General features: G+C 44.0%; 3 protein-coding genes. All 3 read left to right on the top strand.

All coding sequences use genetic code 11. The features are described from left to right. The coding region (locus EDM53_RS06410) for a hypothetical protein (RefSeq protein WP_207215505.1) at positions 1-211 on the top strand (211 nt) is incomplete at its 5' end. Positions 212-766: 555 nt separating this feature from the next. Further along, a complete protein-coding gene (locus EDM53_RS06315) occupies positions 767-931 on the top strand; it encodes a hypothetical protein (RefSeq protein WP_165379698.1) in 165 nt (54 codons plus the stop codon). Further along, the gene (locus tag EDM53_RS05960) at positions 919-1,116 is read left to right on the top strand and encodes a hypothetical protein (protein WP_130122737.1); all 198 of its coding nucleotides are present in this window, start codon (positions 919-921) and stop codon (positions 1,114-1,116) included. The genes EDM53_RS06315 and EDM53_RS05960 overlap by 13 nt, the downstream gene beginning before the upstream one ends. Positions 1,117-1,713 lie beyond the last annotated feature (597 nt).

Below are 1,713 nucleotides of genomic sequence, written 5' to 3'. Positions count from 1 at the left end.
AGCTGAGTTCTTCGAGGAATTGGCAAAGTGTGGAATACTGTTCATTAATAGATCTTTGTTTCCTGACACGACGACAAAGCCCTGGATGGAAGACGGAAACGAGTTATTCTCCTGGTGGTCTGAGGTTGTTTGCGCGATTAGCTCGCTTGCCCAGGTATCGGTCTGGATTGGAAGCGCGAATATGATCGGGTTCAGGAATGCTTCGACCTAGGTAAACTGTGTCAGAGTCGAGCAGCCTGTGAGCAGCGGGAATGGGATAGGGAACGTCTCTGTATGGAGCTGACAGTATCACAGCCATTCTCACTCGTGGGAATAACGAAATGTACTACCCATTCCTGCTCAGCTGAGTTCATCGGTAACGAATCGAAGCTCCTCCCCATCATTACTGACTTGCGATGAATCTTTGTCGCGTTCATGGGAGTCGATGTGGGTATCTCAAGAAAACTTTACTCGAACACACTGCGGAGTATTTCGAGATGAAGGATAACTGAGTCGCCCAAGAGGCAGCCATTGAGAAGAGGAGCTGAAGACCATACGACAAAGAAATCGGAGATGAAATGAACATGACTGTAAGCTACCTCGTATCAGGGTCGAAGAAGGTCCAGTACATGAACAACGAATCAAGCACATCATTTCAAACACAATCGTGAAGTGTATAAATGTCATCGCCGCCTCCTGGATATCATTTTGAAGTGCAAGCAAATACATGGATGCCAGTCATTGAAGCTCGATCCAGACTACGTTCTCATTTCGGGAGCCTGCGTTCATGGACAAAGTCATTACGGATCGACACAGAGATAAGAGACAATCTTCCAAAAAAGGCAGCTCCATGAGAGAATCCGAGATCACAGGAATGGATGGAACTTGTACTACAACACGAAGAACTGGATTATCAAGGACAACGTCTTGTACAGATCTGTGCTTCCTCTGAGAGGTTCGTTTGCTCTCCTAGACGCACAGCTCCACCTGTTCGGGCTATTCGAGCCGAAAGGATACCTGGAGCTTAGTGATAGAACCATTATCATTGGGAGACTGGAGATGGAAGTAAGCCCAGCTGCAAGTCAAGAAACATGCTTGGATGACACAGCAAACGAAGAAGAAGAAGAGTTCGCATGATCTATTTAAACCGCTTGAAGAACATTCAGAAAAAGCGAGGTGAGATAGCACAGTTAAATCTCCACGAGTGTAGCAAAGTCTCAGAGATGCTCGATGCTCCCAGCAGATTGATTTTCCCGGGTCCATGAGCCACAGCAAACGTGATGCGTGTCATCTAAATTTCTACTCAAATAATATAATCTAATCTTGTTTATGTGAGGCTCGACTCAGGATGCAGGCTTAGGGGACATCGGGTTGCCCTGAGGGACGGAATTCCTAATGACTAATGGAGTATGTTTGGAAATACAGGGACGGGGACCCGACTATCGAGATGAAGAGTACTGAATTGATGGAAATGAAGGCTAATGCCATCAATCAAAAAGGTCTTAATGTTTAGAAAGTATAGTTCAAGGAAGTAAGTATATTATCTAATTCCACAATGTCGCAATAAAAATGGTTTTAGTTGTCCAGGAGCACTTCTTGACATATGATGATTTCCAGTTCAGTCAAACACATTTCATATAAACTGAATCCTGGAATGAGAAACCATGGGGTTGGACATCATAAAGTAAATCAATCAGTAATATCCAATTAGATTTTTAAATATTCTACAAAATT

Origin of the sequence: Rickettsiales endosymbiont of Peranema trichophorum (assembly GCF_004210275.1) — a bacterium.
Lineage (GTDB): Bacteria > Pseudomonadota > Alphaproteobacteria > Rickettsiales > Midichloriaceae > RICK02.
The sequence above is the reverse complement of the archived record's forward strand: the minus strand, read 5'-3'. Positions and strand labels throughout refer to the sequence as shown.